Raw genomic sequence first — 18,392 nt, forward strand, 5'->3', positions numbered from 1 at the left:
AAAAGTAAAATGCATCAGAATAAGTGATGCATTTCTTTTATTTTATTCGTTTATAGTTTTCGGCATGGTAATAATGTCCATTTTCATCCAGATCAATTTGTTGATAAGAATCAGGACCAACAATTAGCTCAAAAGTAAATACTTTGGTAGTATCCAGGATTTTCATCATAGAACCAGAGGCGTACTCTAGACGTTCTTCCAGAATACCATCTTTTATGGTATACGTCCCGTAGCCAAACCATTCGTTACTGTCTTTTGGATCATAACGTGTCCACATCACTTTTCCTTGACTGTACATTTTGATTTGTCGATATCCATTTTGATTCAGCAAGGTATCCGCAATATGATTATCTTGATACATAAATTGATGCTGTAATTCCCAAACACCTTCCAGGTTATAGAGTTCGCTATTGGGTTTGTTGTTTTCCTGATTGATCGCCAGGAAGGAACAGAACCCCATTAGAATAAAAATTAAGGTTTTCATGATGAGAGGTTTTAAAGTCTGTACCTCATTAAGTTACAAAAATTTAACGAGATAAGATCATTTTGATTTGCTTTTAAGAAAGCTTTAAAACAAGTCTGATTTTCTTCTAGATGGATTGCGCGAAAAAGGAGGTAACCATAAAGAGCCAGATCCTACTATGCATCGGCGTAGGTTAGCTTTTAAGGTAAAACATTTAAACAACCATTATGAAATGGTTTTAAAAGTACTTCTACGCCGAAAACATAGTAGTTTGAAAGTATCTTATAACGTTATCGCCATTTGAATATTACAGCGCTCGTAGGGAGTAGGATAGCCTACTACTTTTTTGAACCCGAGCTTATGATAGAGATGTATTGCTGGTTTTAACACCGTGTTGCTTTCTAAGTATACGGTTTTGGCCCCCAGGGATTTTGCTTTGTCTAGTGTAGCTTGCCCTAATATCCATCCGATGCCTTTTCCTTTGGCTTCTGGGGCAACCGCCATCTTAGCGAGTTCGAAATCATATTCTGGATGATCCATTTTGATCAAAGCACAGACTCCTACAGGTATTTCATTATATAGTGCAACTAAAATTTCACCTCCTTTATCCAAAATATAATCTTCCGGATGATCCAGAGACTTATGATCGGTATCTTCCATTTTAAAATGTTGGGTAATCCAAGCCTCATTGAACTCCTTAAAATGGGTTTTGTATTTGGGAGCGTAAGGAATGATTTGAACATGTTGCGCTTCTCTGTTTTTCTTAAGTGCTTTTACGCGTTTTAAAAGTGGTTTCTGCTCTAATAAGAATTCGAATTCTTGTAAAGCATTCCACATATTGTGGGTACTCTGATTTAGAATTTCCTCAACAGCGTTTCGTACATCCAGATATTGATCTTCAATCTGAGAAGCAATTTCTTTTCCTTTTGGGGTCAACCGAATATTGTTTTTACGGCCGTCGATTTTGTCTTTGTGTTCCGAAAGGATCCCTTCTTTGATCATTTCTTTTACGATCTTGCTTACAGAAGGGTGGGAGTGACCAATCTCGGTTGCGATTTGTGTAATGGATTTGGATTCATCATGGGATAAGAGGTAAAATACAGGAAACCATTTTGGTTTTAACCCCACATTGTATAGGTCATAGATCTTTGTGGCTTCTTCAGTGAGTTGTTCGCTCAACATTCTCAATCTTGAACCTATAGCCATGACGCCTGCTTTATCAAAAAAATCCATATCGTTTATTATTTACGTAACTAGTTACGTAAATGTATTGAAATTAATTGAATTTTCAAAGGAATCTATAAAGTAGGGGTACAAAAAAATCCGATCAATACGATCGGATTTTAAGATATAAGGAGTTGTTTTTTTATCCTTTGTCGTTTTTCATATTATTCTTCACCAAATTGAAAAAACTATCAAATTTTGGATCAATAATAATTTTGGTCACCGTTTCTATACCATCGGTAGCATATTCACTTTTACCTACAGCTTCCAAACGCTTAGGATCTACTTTGTAATCGTTTTGCAATATGCGAACCACAGAGGCCGCTTGTCTTGCGCTTAGATCCCAATTATCTAATAAAGTTTTACCATCCAGCTTGAGCGCATTGCTATTTCCTTCAACAATTACGTTCAAGTCTTTACTTTTGTTCAGTACAGCAGCAATTTTTTCTAACATGGCTTTTCCACCGTCTGCCACCATATAGCTCTTATCATTGTCACCAAAAAGCATATCATTTGGCAATACAATATAGATCACACCTTGTCCGATTTTTACATTATCACCACCAATAGCATTTTTAAAGGTGCTAAAAACTGCCAGATTGGTAGAATCAGATTGCGTTAGCGCATCATTTATGGTCTTCAGTTGTCTGTCTTTCTCCTGAATGATCTCTTGAGATTTCTTAAGGTTTTCGGCCTTTTGATTAGACAGCTCTGTAAAATTACTCATGTTGGATAGTAAAGAAGCATTGGTATCTTTAAGATCCTTTACCTGAGCTTCCATGGTCGCTACTTGTGTCAGTGTGGCTTTTTCTTTCTTTCGGGAATCACTTAGATCAGCTTTTGTAGTTTTTAGCTCTTTTCTAAGCTTGTCTATCTCTTCAAGAAGATCCTTTTTTTCTGGGCATATCCTGAAGATGCCGAAATAACTAGTACGGTTGCAAATAAAATTATTTTTCTCATTGGTTTAAGTGATTTGTTGCAGCTGCTAAAGTAAAACTTTTTTAGAAATTATGATAGCATAGCACTTTAGGGCTTTTGCAATATCGCTTTTGCGTTTTTAATACTGGTGTTAATTTGATCCCTTAATTTCTCAACTTTTACCTCTTCTTCTTGTAGTAATTTGAACTTAGCTGCCAATTTTTCTGGGTCAGTACTATCGTTGGTTTCATCATGTGGGAAGGAATCACTAAAATTCCCCATCCAGCTCATCATATAGTCATAGGCGTCTTTTACATCTTGTTGTGCTTTTGCGTAGTTCTGCCCTTGAGCAGTAGTATCTACTTTGGTTTCCAATTCTTTGATGAGTGAACTCATTTCTCCCATTTTTGGCATTACCTCGTCGTGTACATCAATTACCTTTTGCATTAGTGCATCAAACTCCTGTTCTTCTTTGGATAATTGATTACAAGAAAACAGCAGTATTGAAAGTATAAGGGAATAAAAAATACGTAGTTTCATTATGATTTGATTTTAATTGTTCAAAGATATTATTTATTGGTGTTGTTTTGTGATAAAGCGTCTATTAGTTTTTCTCCGTAGACACCGTATGTAACAACTGGTCATACATTTTTTCGGTCATAAAGGTGACCATTTGATCGGTTTTATCCGGATGCCCACCTTCAAAAGGAGGATCGGGATCGTATTCTAAGTTCAACGCAGTAAACTGCGCATAATTGCGTCCCATAATATGATCTACCAGAGCAAGACTCATATCGATTCCTGCCGATACCCCTGCACTGGTCCAATATTTACCATCATGGGTATATCTTTTTTGTACAAATTCGGCTCCGTATTTTTCGAGATTTTCTTCGGCTTTATACCAATTGGTAGTTGCTTGTTTTCCTTCTAACAAACCTGCAGCTCCCAAAATCCAGGCTCCGGTACATACACTTGCGGTATATGTACTTTTTTGATCAATTTTACGAATCCAGGAGAGTAATTCCTGGTCTTGAGTAGCCTTATAAGTTTCTACCACACCACCGGGTACAATGAGAATATCCAATTGTTCGATGTCGTCAATACTGTGATCCACTTGTATCTTTACGTTATCGCTACTAGTGACCATTCCCTTTTCTCTACCAATAAGTAATTTTTGAGCGGGATGGATATGATTGAGTACTGAGAGGGGTCCCATGGCATCCAACATAAAATATCCTTCATACAATAGGATTCCTATAGTTTTGATGGTATCCTTTGGCGGTTCGTAAACCGCTTGCATTAATTCGGTATGCGATAATGCATTCAACTCTTCAAGAGTATATGATGATCCGTCTTGCTTTACAATTCGATCTTTGGAAAGACCGACGTTTTTTTCTTCTTTTTGTTGTATAATGTTATTCTGCTCAGTGGTAACAGGGATTTGCTCTTGTTTTTTACACTGTGCAAATAGCATCGTGCTTAAGAACAGTATTAAAAAATTCTTCATGACTTTTTTCTTTTATTCAATGTTTTAGAAGTCAACCCATACAATAGAAAGCCAGAGAAAATAGTAAAGAGTCCAAACAGCGAAAATGCTCTTAACAATAGGTTGTTGAAATTATCACGCTCTTGATAATCCATGGTGTGTAACATCCAAAAGAAATCAAACACTCGCCATTGGTTGTTCCTAAACGTCTGCACATTACCATAGTCTACAGAAACGTAAACCGTGGTGTTGGCGGGTTGATCAAAAGTAATGGCATAAGCAGGTAATGGCCTGCCTCGATATTCGTGATGGTTTCCGGTTTCGGTGATATATTCAACCTCGGTAAGATCGGCAGTAACATTCAGTTTTTCTTTGGCGACCGCAATAGCTTCTTCCTTGGTTAGCTCTTTTCTTTTTTTCCGGTTATGGCATCTACCAAAAGCACTTGTTTCTGTTTGGAATTGCCATATTGTATTCTGTATATCGGTTGTTGTAGAATAGTAGAGAGTTCGAGGGAAATCAAACTATCTCTTTCTGTAATATGGTCCTTCAGAAATAGTTGTGGAGCAACATAATCCAAATGATACGGAATCTTTTGAGCACTATTTTTTAGGTTATCTCCCCTAATTTCATCAATATTGGTCCAACTAAAATAGAGTCCTCCTATTGTCCACATTAAAAATTGTAATCCTAAAATAAGGCCCAGGTATCTGTGCCATTTTCTGGTCGCTCTTACTATTTCACGTTTTTGCATAATCATATTTTCTGGTTAGGATGCTGGAACAGGATGTACTTTTTTCTCTTCAGCTTTCTAAGATACTCTATTAGTACTAACAGTAGGATACTTGCCCCAAACAAAGGGAAAATAAGTCCTAAAATTACGACAACGATAGCTATGCCATACCCTACACGAAATGCAACAGGAACTTTTGGGACATCCCAGCTTCCTTTACGTTTGCGTAAAACATAGGATACTAATGCCGAAACACTCATTATCGTTAATACCAAAGCAACTCCAAGCATCAACCACCAATTCCATTTACCAAATTCTCCTTGATGAAAAGCCATCACCCACATTCGTCCTCTCATCAGGATCCCAACATCTGCCCAAGCTACCGTCATCATTTCTTGACCCGAATACTGATCATAATGGATCTTTTTTTGCGATCCAAGATCACTGGGGTTTTGGTTAGAGATGCTAAAAACACCTTTGGGACCCTTAGGAAAGTGTATAGTAGTTTGACCAGGAAGATCTAGGGCAACCGCTTTGGCCACCATTTCATCCAAGGTAATCGCATTTCCTGTGGGTTGCGATTGTAATCCTATCCCATGCCAGGTTTTTGGGAAACCGGTATTCGTTACCTTTTGTACGTATTTAAAGTTTTCTCCAAATACATCCGTCCATGGGAAACCTCCTGCCAATACCAGAATCAATAGTCCAGAAATCCAAAACCCACTAATAGCATGTAGATCTCTAAAAAAGGTACGTCTACCATGTTTCCATCTAGGGATAAAGAATCCAGAGAGATTCCATTTTCTAGCTGGCCAAAATACGTAAATGCCGGTTACGATAAGCACCACCATCCAGCTGGCGATAAGCTCGACAATCTTAGTCCCAAAGGATCCCATAAGCAATTCACCATGTAACTTTCTGACTTTGTACATATCGGTTTCTTTGGTAATTACCTCACCAGAAACTTTTCCTGAGTAAGGATTGACATATAAGTCACTTTTCCCGCTAAAACGACCCGAGACAAATTGAGTAGCCTGGTTGTTTTTTGTGGGAACAATCATTGAATTTGGTTTTTTAACCGCGTTTTGATTTGCAATTTCCCATTGTTTCTGGAAATCTATGGCTTCCCCTTGAACACTAACCCCGGTAATGTGCTGTTGTTTCTTGGCTTCGTAATCCGTTTTGAAAAGATAGATGCCACCAGTGATCGAGAGGATACTAATAAAGGGAAGAGTGATCAGTCCGGCCAGGAAATGCCATTTCCAAAGCCATTTATTTAATTTTTCGTTTTTTTTCATTGTTCAAAAAAATAAGACCTGATGAATAATAGTTTCATCAGGTCTCAATGGTTTAAAAATTATATCGCATCCCTACATGAAAAGCTCGGGGATTTCCTACCGTAAAGCTATTTTCTCCTCTAAATCGATTAAAAGAAGCTCTTGCAGCATACAACTCGTCAAAAACATTGAGCGCATGACCCCACAACTCGAATCCTTTGTAAGCTACATTGGCTCTTAGGTTGAACACACTATGTCCATCGTAGGTGGCGGTACCAAAAGTACCATCTTCATTTTCTACCTGTCCTTCGAAACTGGTATTGTATTCACCCACCAACTCGTGTTCTGCAGTAACACTGAACCCTAAATCGGTGTTGATGTTTTTTCGATAGGTGATCAAAGAATTCCCTAAAAGGTTAGGAGCGGTTTCTCTATCGGTATCCGAGAAGTCTACCCCACGATCAAAGAAATCTATATATCTGTGCATCGCATAACTACCATTGTGCGTAATGGATAATTCTTTGATAGGGGACCATGTAACTCCATATTCAACACCATAGGATCTTGTTTTACCAGCATTGGTATTGAAAAAGTTATCATCAAGATCTCTTAACGTGATTAAGGTGTTTTGTCCATCCAAAACATAAATAGCAGCATCTACTTTAAATTTTGAAGAAGAGAGGTATCCTCCAATTTCATAGTTATTGTAACGACTTGGCTTGATTCCTATTAAATCGTTACGATTACGGTACAATGTAGAAACTTGTGGTGGTGTAAATCCTTGCGAATAATTAGCATATACTCCAGATCTTGAAGTGAAATTATAATTCACTCCCAGTTTTGGTGTAAGATTGTTGAAATTATCTACAGCATCATCAACTCCTACGATACCATCCACTTGGTTGTCATAATCATATTCGAAGGCATCATAACGAAGTGCGGCCGTTACTTTTACCTGATCCACAGGTGATATTTCGTACTGAAAAAAACCAGCGTAGTTAAAAATATCAGCCTCGTAGTTCAAGATATACTGTCCAGAGTTGATCGTAAAATCAATGTTTCTACCCGTTTCTGGATCTACAATAACATTGGTGCTTTCTGCCATATATTCCTGAGGAGAATAATCTGCTGTAGCTCCTACAATTAAAGAAGAGTTGGCAAAGTTCATGTTTACTTTGTGTTGGACTAAACCTACATAACTCCTGAATTGATTGGAGTTGATCTCTCCAGATCCAAAGCCAGTAAGTTGCCCCTGGTTTCTGAATTGACGAATTCTATAGGATGGATTCTGATCCATACGATTATCACGAACGATCAGGTTGAACGAGGTTTTGTTTTGTTCGTTCCATTGGGGGTTGAATGTGCTTCGTACTCTAAACGCCAATGCATCTCGCTCTGTAAACGTTTGGTCACTTTCAAAATTACCACTTTCGTAATCCGCTTCACTCAAAGAACCGGTCATATCCGAACGATAATCTACCAAATCTACTACAGTTGTCCAATTAAGCTTTTCGGAGATATCGTATACCGTTTTAAAAGTAATGGCCGTTTTCTCGTAATCACTGTGCTCGATAGGGCCATCTTGTCGTTGTACATGTTGTCCGCCCAAGTAAAACCCGAATTGTTCGCTAGGTGAATCAGAAACTTCAAATTCGTAACGTGTTAATCCCAGGTCGTTGGTCTGGAAACCTACGCTACCACTCAAATCTTCGGATGGAGATTTTGTAATAAAGTTAAAACTTCCTCCTATCGATTCACTACCGTAGATACTCGATGCTGGTCCTTTTAAAACCTCTACTCGGTTATAGGCCACATCGTTCATTTCTAATAATGCATTGTGATTAAAAACAGAGGTAGGCCGTATTTGCAGACCATCTTCCAGGTATAAAAACAATGCTTTTGTAGATATCGGAGAACGAACAGCCATAAAGTGTTGTTCGTTACTCGCTACCCTTGAAGTCGACATAAAAACTCCAGGTACTTGATTCACCAGTTGATCGATTCCAAATGCTTTGGTTTCTTTTAAAGCCTTTGCATTTAAGGTAGAGATAGAACCTGGTACTTCAGATCTTTTTTGTATTTCTCGACTAGCCGAAGTCACAATAACTTCTTCTAGTGTTTCTTCTGACATAATCGTATCCTGTTCTTTTGTTGGATACTCATTTTGTGCATACGTCTGTATTCCTATAAGAAGGAATAAGACATAAGTATGTAGTTTCATTATAATAATTGATTGTATAGTCCATCCAATGTATGATTTGAAATATTCATACAACAGACTCGCCATTTTATTTAAAAATGATTTAAAAGAATACTCAGAACCCTAAGCTTTTAGCATTCTGTAAAAAGTAAATAATTAAGAAAGGAGGTATTCTGGTGGATGATCTATATCGTTGAGAATGGTTTTGGTAACCAAATCCTCGGTTTTCCAATTGTGTAAGTATTCAAAACCTAAAAAATCAAGGTTTTTAATGCGAACCGTATGATCTTGAAAGAAAAGAGGAATAAAAGCCTCTGTACTAATAATGGTGTCGGGTTGCTCTTCAGAAGGTTGTGTTTTAGCCTTCATTTGACTCATTAAGTAACACTTACCATTACAATTAAGTTTGGGGCGTTCTTTGTTTACACAATAGGTTTCCACAATATAATCGATATTGAGCTGATAGTACATGATTGTACTCATCTCCATAACCGGTTTTACGGCAAATGTGGCAAACAATAGTATTGAGAACAGAACCCTCATTAAATGCTACTAAATTTCGCGCAAAAATACGAATTCGTGCGGTTTGATACTCACAAAAATTAAATAAGTTGTTGTTAAAAGTTGTTGGATAAGCACAAGAATATCGTATCCGTTCTACTTTCAGAGGATTACGTTATTTGTTTTTAGTAGCGTACTTGCTAGGAATCGGATTTTCTTCAGTTTCCTGTGTCCAATAGATATTGATGATCCACCATCTTTTCCCATCATTAAGTAACTGAATGCTATTGATGCCTCTTATGAATGGAGTGGTATCATTTTTAGTTTTGAAAGATTCATAGGTGCTAAATACTTGTGTGATATTACCAAAGGTTTGTGTTTCCCGATGAATTTCATTTTCAAAAAAACCATTTTGAATCAACCATTTCCCTGAAGTTTTAATATAATCATCGGGGGATAGGTAGCGTACTTGATAAACTCCCTCTTTATCTTTTCCAGATGGGATTAGTTTTGCGCCGGGTTTAAAAAGAAACCGAAACAATTCCCAATTACGTTCTTCTTCTTTTTCACCAGAGATAACATCGTATAGGGTTATAATGGTTTGGTCAAGGGTTTGTACTTTCTCGGTATAATCGGTGTTGTTATCTTGTGCATGTAGATTGTTGCAAAATACAAAAGCGACGAGAACGAATATTATATTTTTCATCTGTTTTTATTTATTATTTCTTAATAGGTTATACTTCGATGACACTCAGCACCAGAATGGAATCGCCATATCATCATTTCGATTTGGTATTCACTTTATTGATATGGCTTATTTCATATCAAAAGAAGTTGAATCAAATATCCTGAACAAAAAAGATAGCGTTGTTGTTGGGGTCGTAAAAACCAAATTCGTGAGTGTTCCAGGGAGTATGTTTTCTTAATTTGTCTTTGTTGACTGTACCCCGTTCTACAAACTCTTCAAAAATGGGAATAACATTTTCTACAAAGATTTTGATTACAGATCCGCCTAATAAAGGATCGTCTTCGGTATCCGCATGCCATTGCAGATGTATTTCGAGATCATCTCTTTGTAAGCCGGCATACATATGATCTCCAAACACCAGTTCGAAGCCTGTCATTTCTTTATACCATTGTATATCTCTCTTTATATCCGCAGAGGGAAGAACAGGGACAATGAACGGAAGCTTTGCTGCCATATGCTAGTAGTTATAATAAAACATTGGATATCAAACGCTCGACTGTAGGATGATCGTTACCACCTTTAGGTTCGATGGTAATATTAATAGATTCAGCATTGTCAATATACTTCATCACTATCATATTTTGATCCGATGGGATCACGCCCATATCAATCATTTCTCCATCCACATCGGCCCACATTTGATAGGTTTCAGCATCGTTTAACTTTGTTAGTCCTTGCGGATTTAAAATCACCGTTTTTTCTGAATGGTTGACATAAGTGATTGCCGAAGAGGTAGGTGATATTTGATTGCCTTTTAAGATCAGTTTTACCGTATTTGGGTTATTGATAGCCGTATACCATTTGCTGGTTTCATTCAGGTTGTTCTCCAGGGATACAATTCTATCTCTTAAATCATTGGTTTGATTTTGTACAACTTCTAAAGTTTCTTTAGCATCTTGCCATTGTGTATACAACCACAGTCCACTAATCATAAACACCATGGCCAATCCAGCTGCAATAGCTAGGTAAGTTACTAATTGACTTTTTTGTGGCCTAGGGATGGTAGGAACTTCTTCAGCGGTATCAGTAATATGATTTAGTACATCGGATTTGATATGAGCGGGTGGGGTAATTGCGTTTTCGAAAGCGATTTTTTCAAAATCATCTTCGATTTTACCCAAATAATCTCGCAAATCGGCATCTTCTCTCAAAAGATCTTCAACTTGAGTTCGTTGATCTTCGGAGAGCTCGCCAAGCAGGTACTGCTCTAATATTCCTGTATCTTTTATCGTATTCCTATCCATCATATCATCATTTCAGTAAGCACCCATAGAATAAGGAGTTCTTTTTGATATACTTCTCTAAGTTTTTTCAAAGCCTGTTTCACATATGATTTGAATGTACCCAAAGGCACATTCATTTCTTCATGAGCTTCGCGATGCGTAAGTCCATTAAAATAAACCAACTCCAACGCTTTTTGATGATGAGGTTCAAGTTGCTTCAGAGAACCGTCCAATTCTTGGATGTCTATTTTCGGTTCTTCGTCAGTCTTATTTATATATACACTCAAATCTTCATTTTGGATGAGCTTATTGGGATTACGTAAAGAATTTAACGTTTGGTTTTTAGCAATTCTGTAGGACCAGGTAAAGAATTTTCCCTTTTTCGGATCGTATTGATTCGATTTTTCCCAGATCTTCACAAATGTTTCTTGCAATAGATCTTGCGCCATAGCCTCATTTTTACAAATACGTAAAATAACCCCATACAATGCACCAGAGTAGTGGTCATAGATCTCCGAAAGTGCTTTGCCGTCCTTCTGTTGTAACCTTTGTATAAGCTCTAAATTATCTTGCATTTTATGGGCTAGGGTTATCCAAATTTAAAAAAAATGAGTCAATCTCATCCAAAAGGAAAAAACATGTGTATATGATAATGTAAAGCGCGCAGAAAAAATGTTTAATTATTAAAATAAAAATCATGAAAAAGTTAATTTTTGTTCTTTCAACCTTATTCTTATTCTTAGTTGCCCAAATGGCTTCTGCTCAAAACAATAAAGACATTGTAGATGTGGCAGTATCTGTAGATGACTTCTCTACATTGGTAGCAGCTGTAAAAGCTGCAGATTTAGTAGGCGCATTAAAAGGAGACGGGCCGTTCACAGTATTTGCTCCAACCAATGATGCATTTGCAAAAATCGATTCAAAAACCTTAAACAGTTTATTAGAACCAGCAAACAAAGAAAAACTTTCTGCTATTCTAACCTATCACGTAGTAAGCGGAAAGTTGGCTGCCAGTGATGTAGTAAATGCCTTGAAAAAAGGAGGCGGTAAAGCCGAAGTAACTACACTACAGGGGTCAAAATTAAAAGTAATTAAGAAAGACGGTAAAATTTGGCTGAAGGACCAGAATGGTAACTACAGTCAGATCGTAAAAACTGATGTAATGGCCAAAAATGGAGTGATCCATGTGATTAGTGATGTGGTAATGCCTAAGTAATGAAGGCGGACTATCTGTTGGATCATCCAACAGATAGTCTTTTCATAAAAAATAGTATTATGAAACATTTCTTATTACTACACATCGTTGCTGGTGTTTTAAGTTCTTGTGATGCTTACAAGACCACTTTAGAATTAGATTCTTCTCAATCTATGGGAATTACAGGTATAGGGCCTGGTCAAGATGCTGTAATTAATCCTTATTTTGGATACGATAGTTTTATTATCATTAAAAATAGAGGGGAAAATCCTTTTGGAGTTAGGATTCAAAACAATGGAGAAATTATAAAGAGGACTGATGTTGCTCCTGCTACAACGGCTAGGTTTAAACTTAACGGAAAAGATCGAGTATTCTTTGATGCTACATCAAAATCTGTGGCAGTTGTAAGATTTGAAGCGATAGACTAGGGAATCAAATTTGCTATGAAAAAGACAGAAGCGCCTTAATCAAGGTGCTTTTTTAGGTAAAAGGTAACAGGTCCGGTGCTACGTATTCTTTTTTGGCATGATCAGCTGTAAAAATATTCCAGCTGTAATGACTGGCTATAAGCTCTTTGAAATTATTTTTCAACCTAGGAAATTCTTTAATGAAGTCTGTAAAACTTTTGCTAGTTGACTTCTGCATAAAATGATAGACCATTTGCACAGCTGCGATGGTTACTGTTTTATTAAACTTGCCAGGATCACCATGTTTGGTAGCAAAACGAAGAATTTGGTCACAAATGGTTGTTGCTGCTTTTTTGGGACCTGTTTGTTGGATATGGATCCAGGCCAATCGCAAATGTGCTTCGTGAGTAAAAAGAGCAGGAGCAAGGCTTAGTTGCTGAAACTGCTTTTTGAAATCGAGATCGGATAATTCGTTATGCTTTTCCATAGGACAAAAAATAAGTAATTACTTTTTCTACTGAGGTTAGCTCTTTATAAAAAAAGTAGGTAATGAGATTTTATATTTCACAACTACCAGGCGTATCGTAATGATAAGCAATGTGGTAGCAATATAAATGATGTTTTGGTCAATAGCAAAAGCATATAAAACCATAAAGCATATTCCTCCGGCAATAGATGCTGTAGCATAAATTTCTTTCCTGAAAATTACCGGAATCTCATTACAAAGAATATCCCGTATTACACCACCAAAACATCCTGTCATAGCTCCCAAAGCAACAGAGATAATAGGCTCTAGCCCAGCGTTTATTCCTGTTTCTACCCCAATAATGGTAAAAATTCCCAATCCAATGGTATCAAAAAGGAAAAGCGATCTTTTAAGATATCCCAATTTGTTTCTAAAAATGATCGCTAAGGTTGCCGCTATTCCTATCAAATAGATATTGAGCGTATTCTGCATCCAGGAAACAGGAGTATTACCAATTAGGATATCTCTCACGGTTCCTCCTCCGATAGCGGTTACAAACGCAATGATAAAAATACCAAACGGATCAAGTTTACGATTGATCGCACTAAGTGCTCCAGAAATAGCAAAAGCTATGGTACCCAAAATATCTAAAGCAGTAAAAATGGTCATTAGGCTTCATTTTGGGGATAAATGTAGCGTATCTATTTGGGATTATGATCTTTCGTATAATATTTTGTGTTCTTTCCATTGATTTCTAGATGAACTATTCCAGTGTCCATTTTCAATGTATCAGGGATAATACCATATTTTAAACCAATTCCTTGAATAAGAAAGTAACTCAAATACTCTCTGGCTAGCTTTAGGTTTTCAAACAAATAGGTACCCCCAATAATGCTGGTTTCTGGATTGATGTAGCAGTACTTGGTGATTAGCCCTTTTACATTTGCCATCTCATCCAAACTTTTAATAGAGATTTTTTTTAATTGTTTAGGGGATAAAGTTGATTTAAACTGCACGTTGACAATTACTTTTTCATTTAACATGAATGCTTGCTGTATTTATGATGTGATTTTATTTTGATTTGAAGGTGTTTTTATTGAAATATAAACAGATATCAGTAACATCAGAAGCGCGTTTATCTTAAGCAATATGGGGCTGGTTTTGATTTCCGTTGCATTGTTTCGTATTGCATATAGATAGATGATGAGTATCGCAGAGATCAACACGTTTACAAGAATTTCAATTAGGTCTCTTGAAAAGACATGCTCCTTTTTGGGATATAGAATATCGCTGGTATAAAAAAGCATGTTTACTATGATGTAAAACAAGGTGGCATTATATACTTCGAGATACACCAATTTGGAGGTACTCAAACTTTGTTCCGGGACAATTGAAAACAACAGTATACCATATACTAATGCGCTTATGGTAGATCGATTATTTAAAAATCTACGGTAGATTTTGTTACCTATGTTTGTGATCGTTTTCATGAGATACATTTTTTGGGACTTATTTGAAGAATTGCCCCGGTTTTACCCTACAAAAACCAGGGACAATTGCTTCTCGCTCAACTCAACCCTCACTTTGTTGTGAAATATCTTTGAATAGTAACATGTCTTTTACCTTACTAGAGCCACCGGGATAAAAACCAGTTTCATGATCATAACTTTTAGGATTTCTGAATGTCCCAAAAATCATATCTATAATGGGTAAGTCTGCATAGTTATCGGCATGAATCCCTCGGGCATGGTGATACGTATGCGCTTCAGGACGTTGCACGATATATCCTATCCAACTCGGTGTTTTGATATTGCTATGCTGAAAGATTGCCAAGAATGTAGTTCCTAGGATGATCAATGTGGTAGCCTCTGGGGTAAAACCTGCAATAAGTACCAGGCATAAACTACCCAAAAAGGTAAACCCGATCATATCCATTGGACTAAAATAGAAAGCTCCGTAACTGTCTAAACGTTCGGCGCTATGATGCATTTGATGAAATATCTTCCATAGCGCATCATTCTTGTGCATCGTTCTATGCCATAGGTATAACCCTAATTCGTATATCAATACGCCTACGATTACTCCCCAAGCGGTACCTAAAAAGGTAAGGTCAAAAAGTTGATACTTGGCCAGATATCCATCCCATAACAATGGGAAGTAGGTAGATAAAAAGAAAAATACTACAAAGGCAATCATACCTTTAAGTTTCCAGAATTTTACTTTTGGTAAGCTTCGTGCCGGAGCAATGCCTTCCCAGATCATTAGACCGGCATACATGGCTAATACAATTAGTGATATGGGATCTGTAATAATTTCTAAAGGGCTAGGCAACGCATTTATTATCTCTTTCATAATTTCTCCTACTTTTTGTTATTTAATCTATTCGTGAATTCAATTTTCCTCCTGATCCAAAATTGTTTTATGGATCTTGTTTCCTCATTTTTCTTGTTTTTAAACATCATGTTATTTTTTATAACTTTAAACTTTGATTTGTTTTCCGGGATCAAAAGTATAAGGGTTGCTGAGGTTTAGGAAAGAATAGGGGTGTACCCGTGGTGAGCATCTTTTTATTAAAAGTAGACCACTATTTTAATGGTCTTAAACTAAAGTAGATTTTAGGTAGACAGTGATATTTATTTGTTTGATAAACAGTTGTTTATATGGTGATAGGTTTTAAGAAGTTCTAACCGTCCGAACTGCCCAAAAATCAAGGAACTAATTTTCCAGTGATAATAAATAGGTAAATATTTCTTGTTCTTGAGACAATGCGAGCTTTTTACGAAGTCGGTAGCGAGCTGTTTTTGCACTTTCTGGAGAGATCCCTAGTATGCTTGCCGTTTCTTTGACATTTAGATTAAGTCGGGTTAACGAACAAACTTTAAGGTCATTTGCACTTAGATCAGGATGTTTAGCCTTCAATTTTGCATAAAAACCAACATACACTTCTTCAAAAAATCGCTTGAAATCCTCCCAATCTTTATCAATATTTAGGTGTTGTCTGATGGTTTTATTAAGCTGATCGATCAGTTTATCTTTTTCTTTTGGGGTTGCTTTTTTTGCTAATAACGCAGTGTTTCTAAGTTCTTCGAGCAACTCATTCTTCTGTACAAAATTGATCGCATAGGAGGTGAGTTCTTTATTCTTGAAATTGAGTTGTTGCTTTAATTCCTGTTGTTTTAATGTAGCATTCTCCATTTCTTGTTGAGCCAATTGAGCTTTGGATTGTAGTAATTCGTTGCTCTTCTCGAGGAGATCATTATTTTTTCTAGAGCGTTGGCGTAGATTTCTGAACACCAAAAAGCCTCCGCCTACTAGAATGATGATACCCATCATCAAACTCCATTTGATTAAAGCATCGGTTTTTTCTTTCTCTTTTAAGAATATGAGTTCCCGGTTCTGACTTTCAAGCTCTTTCTCGAATTCGAGATAGGCAATTTGCTTGGATTTTTCGGTATTGAAAACAGAATCTTTGAGTGAAATATATTGATCGTAAAAGGCCAGGGCTTCCCCTAGTTTGCCTTGTTCTTTTCTTAACTCTTTTAGTTCATTATATGCCTGAAGCTCATATTTTTTTAAGTTATTTTTTTTGCTCTTTTTAACCCTAGTTGCAAATGAATATCTGCGGCTTCATAGTTCTTTTCATATCGGAGCAATTTCCCGTATTGAATCAGATTACTTGTTATTCCATCCCTGTCGTCTATGGATTTCCCTGTGGTTATTGATCGTTCGATATGATACTTGGCCTGAGCAAACTCTTTGTTTTTGATATATAAAATCCCTAATCGATTATGAGCTTCGGCAATACCATAGGTAAAGTTATTTTCCTTATGGATTTTTAGTGCATTTGATATATATTCTTTGGCGTCATAATGTCTGTCTTGTTCCAAAAATACGGTCCCCATTTTTGTAAATGTCGTAGCAATTCTTCCTTTCAAGCCCAGTGCTGTAAAATAATCAATAGCATTGTTGTAATTCTCCAGAGCTCGATCATACTCTTTAAGATCGGCATACACCATACCTATGTTGAGCATAGTATTGGCAATTCCTTCGTCGTCCTTTAGTTTTTGAAACTCCTGTTGAGAGTGGGTCAAAAATCGTAATGCTTCATTTTGATTCCCCTGCGCCCAATGGGCAACGCCAATAATGCGTTGTGCTGTGGCTTGCCCTTTAGCATAATTTAGTGTTTTTGATAAATCTAAAGCCTGTTGCCCAAAATTGATAGATTGATTGGCATCACTAATCCAATATTCAAAGCCAATAGCATTCAGTAAATGAACTCGAATAGTATCTTTTTTTGAGTATTGATTTAATACATTTTGTAAACTATCTGCTTTTTTATTTTGTGAATAGCTAAAAGAAACAAGGAGTAATAAGGATGTAATGAGTATTCCCCGCATTATGGTTTATTGATTGATTGACATACAAATATAGAGTTGTTATGCCTGTTTTTATATGATTTAATAATAATTTAAGATGTCTATAACTTCATAACAATTCTTAATAACTTTAATGTAAGGTTTATGTTCAAATTGCTACTTTTACATCAGATAATAAAGAAATGACTATGTCTGATACAATCGAAAGAATAAAATGCCTTATCGTAGGCTCAGGACCTGCAGGATACACTGCAGCTATATATGCAGCGAGAGCTGATTTGAAACCTGTAATGTATACAGGAATGGAACCAGGAGGACAACTTACTACTACAACAGAAGTTGATAATTTCCCTGGATATCCAGAGGGAATTGATGGTCCAACAATGATGGTCCAGTTACAACAACAAGCAGAGCGCTTTGGTACCGAGGTACGCATCGGGATGGTAACTGCTGTTGACTTCAGTACAGAAGTGGGAGGAATACACAAAGTTACTGTAGATAATAGTAAAGAAATAGAAGCAGAGACTGTAATTATTTCTACTGGTGCCACTGCAAAGTATCTTGGTTTACCTAGTGAACAACGTTTAAGAGGAGGAGGAGTTTCTGCCTGTGCGGTATGTGACGGATTTTTCTACAAAGGTCAAGACGTTGCTATTGTAGGAGCAGGAGATACAGCCGCTGAAGAAGCTACCTATTTGGCTAATATTTGTTCTAGTGTTACTATGTTGGTACGTAAAGACTATATGAGAGCCTCAAAAGCAATGCAACATAGAGTGAACAATACACCAAACCTTAAGGTGATGTATAATACCGAGGTTGATGAAGTATTAGGTGATCAAGTGGTAGAAGGATTACGTATGGTAAATAATCAAACCAACGAAAAAACCGATATTAGTATCACTGGATTGTTTATTGCTATTGGACATAAACCCAATACGGATATCTTTAAAGGGCAGGTGGATATGGATGATACAGGGTATATCATTACCGAAGGTAAATCTACGAAGACCAATATCCCTGGAGTATTTGCATCAGGAGATGTTCAGGATAAAGAATACAGACAGGCGATTACTGCTGCAGGAACCGGATGTATGGCAGCTTTGGACGCAGAACGCTATTTAGCGACTGTAGAAACAAACGCAGGAGTTTCAGCTTAAAAGAAAGAATTTGAAGAT

The 18,392-nt window shown here is 36.8% G+C and carries 23 protein-coding genes; 3 read left to right on the forward strand and 20 right to left on the reverse strand.

Annotated elements, in window-relative coordinates; genetic code table 11:
- Window positions 1-37: 37 nt before the first annotated feature.
- The 13 genes from AC0L3Q_RS07895 to AC0L3Q_RS07955 all read right to left on the reverse strand — a co-directional run bounded on the left by AC0L3Q_RS07895 (window position 38) and on the right by AC0L3Q_RS07955 (window position 11,348).
- Entirely contained in the window at window positions 38-484 is a 447-nt protein-coding gene (locus AC0L3Q_RS07895; RefSeq protein ID WP_473286070.1) for a hypothetical protein, read from the reverse strand.
- Window positions 485-745: 261 nt separating this feature from the next.
- Window positions 746-1,696 (reverse strand): bifunctional helix-turn-helix transcriptional regulator/GNAT family N-acetyltransferase, encoded by a 951-nt coding sequence (locus AC0L3Q_RS07900; protein WP_473286071.1) that lies wholly within the window; start codon window positions 1,694-1,696, stop codon window positions 746-748.
- A 133-nt stretch (window positions 1,697-1,829) separates the two neighbouring features.
- Window positions 1,830-2,468 carry an OmpA/MotB family protein gene (locus tag AC0L3Q_RS07905; RefSeq protein WP_473286072.1) on the reverse strand — a complete coding sequence of 213 codons (639 nt, stop codon included), beginning with the start codon at window positions 2,466-2,468 and terminating at the stop codon, window positions 1,830-1,832.
- Window positions 2,469-2,713: 245 nt separating this feature from the next.
- Window positions 2,714-3,145 carry a hypothetical protein gene (locus tag AC0L3Q_RS07910; RefSeq protein ID WP_473286073.1) on the reverse strand — a complete coding sequence of 144 codons (432 nt, stop codon included), beginning with the start codon at window positions 3,143-3,145 and terminating at the stop codon, window positions 2,714-2,716.
- A gap of 64 nt (window positions 3,146-3,209) precedes the next feature.
- On the reverse strand, window positions 3,210-4,112 hold the full coding sequence (locus AC0L3Q_RS07915; protein ID WP_473286074.1) for a DJ-1/PfpI family protein: 903 nt from the start codon (window positions 4,110-4,112) through the stop codon (window positions 3,210-3,212).
- 379 nt (window positions 4,113-4,491) lie between these two features.
- Window positions 4,492-4,845 carry a hypothetical protein gene (locus tag AC0L3Q_RS07920; protein ID WP_473286075.1) on the reverse strand — a complete coding sequence of 118 codons (354 nt, stop codon included), beginning with the start codon at window positions 4,843-4,845 and terminating at the stop codon, window positions 4,492-4,494.
- 2 nt (window positions 4,846-4,847) lie between these two features.
- Entirely contained in the window at window positions 4,848-6,122 is a 1,275-nt protein-coding gene (locus AC0L3Q_RS07925) for a PepSY-associated TM helix domain-containing protein (protein WP_473286076.1), read from the reverse strand.
- A 52-nt stretch (window positions 6,123-6,174) separates the two neighbouring features.
- The gene (locus AC0L3Q_RS07930) at window positions 6,175-8,322 is read right to left on the reverse strand and encodes a TonB-dependent receptor family protein (protein ID WP_473286077.1); all 2,148 of its coding nucleotides are present in this window, start codon (window positions 8,320-8,322) and stop codon (window positions 6,175-6,177) included.
- A 135-nt stretch (window positions 8,323-8,457) separates the two neighbouring features.
- The gene (locus AC0L3Q_RS07935) at window positions 8,458-8,784 is read right to left on the reverse strand and encodes a hypothetical protein (RefSeq protein WP_473286078.1); all 327 of its coding nucleotides are present in this window, start codon (window positions 8,782-8,784) and stop codon (window positions 8,458-8,460) included.
- Between the two features lie 193 nt (window positions 8,785-8,977).
- A complete protein-coding gene (locus AC0L3Q_RS07940; RefSeq protein WP_473286079.1) occupies window positions 8,978-9,508 on the reverse strand; it encodes a hypothetical protein in 531 nt (176 codons plus the stop codon).
- A gap of 133 nt (window positions 9,509-9,641) precedes the next feature.
- On the reverse strand, window positions 9,642-10,004 hold the full coding sequence (locus AC0L3Q_RS07945; RefSeq protein ID WP_473286080.1) for a VOC family protein: 363 nt from the start codon (window positions 10,002-10,004) through the stop codon (window positions 9,642-9,644).
- A gap of 10 nt (window positions 10,005-10,014) precedes the next feature.
- Complete coding sequence (locus AC0L3Q_RS07950) at window positions 10,015-10,797, reverse strand: anti-sigma factor (protein ID WP_473286081.1); 783 nt, start codon at window positions 10,795-10,797, stop codon at window positions 10,015-10,017.
- Complete coding sequence (locus AC0L3Q_RS07955) at window positions 10,794-11,348, reverse strand: RNA polymerase sigma factor (protein WP_473286082.1); 555 nt, start codon at window positions 11,346-11,348, stop codon at window positions 10,794-10,796. The genes AC0L3Q_RS07950 and AC0L3Q_RS07955 overlap by 4 nt, the downstream gene beginning before the upstream one ends.
- 122 nt (window positions 11,349-11,470) lie before the next feature.
- On the opposite strand from AC0L3Q_RS07955, the gene AC0L3Q_RS07960 reads away from it, so the two are divergent.
- Window positions 11,471-11,989: a fasciclin domain-containing protein gene (locus tag AC0L3Q_RS07960; protein ID WP_473286083.1), complete on the forward strand. Its 519-nt coding sequence runs from the start codon at window positions 11,471-11,473 to the stop codon at window positions 11,987-11,989.
- Between the two features lie 59 nt (window positions 11,990-12,048).
- The gene (locus AC0L3Q_RS07965; RefSeq protein ID WP_473286084.1) at window positions 12,049-12,396 is read left to right on the forward strand and encodes a hypothetical protein; all 348 of its coding nucleotides are present in this window, start codon (window positions 12,049-12,051) and stop codon (window positions 12,394-12,396) included.
- 52 nt (window positions 12,397-12,448) lie between these two features.
- Here AC0L3Q_RS07965 and AC0L3Q_RS07970 read toward each other — a convergent pair whose 3' ends face one another.
- The 7 genes from AC0L3Q_RS07970 to AC0L3Q_RS08000 form a co-directional block, all read right to left on the reverse strand.
- Window positions 12,449-12,862, reverse strand: coding sequence for a hypothetical protein (locus AC0L3Q_RS07970; protein ID WP_473286085.1), 414 nt, complete (start codon window positions 12,860-12,862; stop codon window positions 12,449-12,451).
- A 36-nt stretch (window positions 12,863-12,898) separates the two neighbouring features.
- Entirely contained in the window at window positions 12,899-13,510 is a 612-nt protein-coding gene (locus AC0L3Q_RS07975; protein WP_473286086.1) for a trimeric intracellular cation channel family protein, read from the reverse strand.
- 32 nt (window positions 13,511-13,542) lie between these two features.
- Window positions 13,543-13,884 (reverse strand): YdhR family protein, encoded by a 342-nt coding sequence (locus AC0L3Q_RS07980; RefSeq protein ID WP_473286087.1) that lies wholly within the window; start codon window positions 13,882-13,884, stop codon window positions 13,543-13,545.
- 15 nt (window positions 13,885-13,899) lie between these two features.
- Complete coding sequence (locus AC0L3Q_RS07985; protein WP_473286088.1) at window positions 13,900-14,331, reverse strand: hypothetical protein; 432 nt, start codon at window positions 14,329-14,331, stop codon at window positions 13,900-13,902.
- Between the two features lie 82 nt (window positions 14,332-14,413).
- Window positions 14,414-15,193: a sterol desaturase family protein gene (locus AC0L3Q_RS07990; protein WP_473286089.1), complete on the reverse strand. Its 780-nt coding sequence runs from the start codon at window positions 15,191-15,193 to the stop codon at window positions 14,414-14,416.
- A gap of 363 nt (window positions 15,194-15,556) precedes the next feature.
- Window positions 15,557-16,174 (reverse strand): helix-turn-helix transcriptional regulator, encoded by a 618-nt coding sequence (locus AC0L3Q_RS07995; RefSeq protein WP_473286090.1) that lies wholly within the window; start codon window positions 16,172-16,174, stop codon window positions 15,557-15,559.
- A gap of 239 nt (window positions 16,175-16,413) precedes the next feature.
- Entirely contained in the window at window positions 16,414-17,238 is an 825-nt protein-coding gene (locus AC0L3Q_RS08000) for a tetratricopeptide repeat protein (RefSeq protein ID WP_473286091.1), read from the reverse strand.
- A 167-nt stretch (window positions 17,239-17,405) separates the two neighbouring features.
- Between AC0L3Q_RS08000 and trxB the strand changes: the two genes are divergently transcribed.
- Window positions 17,406-18,374: a thioredoxin-disulfide reductase gene (gene trxB, locus AC0L3Q_RS08005; protein ID WP_073314907.1), complete on the forward strand. Its 969-nt coding sequence runs from the start codon at window positions 17,406-17,408 to the stop codon at window positions 18,372-18,374.
- The last annotated feature ends 18 nt before the right edge of the window (window positions 18,375-18,392 follow it).

The sequence above is a fragment of the Aquimarina sp. KJ22-3 genome, from assembly GCF_055808215.1.